Consider the following 477-nt stretch of genomic DNA (forward strand, 5'->3'; position numbering starts at 1 on the left):
GCGCCAGGACCTGCTGAAGGAGATCTGGGGCAGCGAGCAGGTCTCCGACTCCGGCTACCTGCGCCTGTACATGTCGCAGCTGCGCAAGAAGCTCGAGCAGGAACCCGGCGCTCCCGTGCACCTGCTCACCGAATCGGGGATGGGCTACCGCCTGGTGCTCTGAGCGTCGGCGTCCACGGCGCGCGACCGGCGCGACACCGCCACGATGCCGGTGATGACGAGCAGCACCGCCACGGTGATCGCGGCGATCGCGGTCGGCGTGCTCTGAGGTTCTCCGGTGAGCCGTCCGACGGCGAGCCATGCCAGACCCCAGGCCGTCGCGAGGGCGGGGGCGATACGTCCGGTGATCCAGGCGGCGGCGGCTCCGATCACGAGGACGACGACCAGCACGCCGATCGCCCAGGCATCGGCGGCCTGCGCCCAGCTCTGCGGTGCGATCTGCGTGAGCCAGGCGGCGGTGTTGGCGACGGTGGCGAT

General features: G+C 71.1%; 1 protein-coding gene and 1 pseudogene. One reads left to right on the forward strand and one right to left on the reverse strand.

The genetic code is table 11. From position 1 onward, the window contains the following. On the forward strand, nucleotides 1–163 hold a 163-nt coding region (locus L687_RS0121325), incomplete at its 5' end, for a winged helix-turn-helix domain-containing protein (RefSeq protein WP_031206995.1). Here the strand turns inward: L687_RS0121325 and L687_RS28315 are convergent. Continuing rightward, nucleotides 145–477: pseudogene (locus L687_RS28315) on the reverse strand (tryptophan-rich sensory protein); the annotation flags it as partial. The gene L687_RS0121325 and the pseudogene L687_RS28315 overlap by 19 nt on opposite strands.

The organism is Microbacterium maritypicum MF109 (genome assembly GCF_000455825.1).
Taxonomy (GTDB): domain Bacteria; phylum Actinomycetota; class Actinomycetes; order Actinomycetales; family Microbacteriaceae; genus Microbacterium; species Microbacterium maritypicum_A.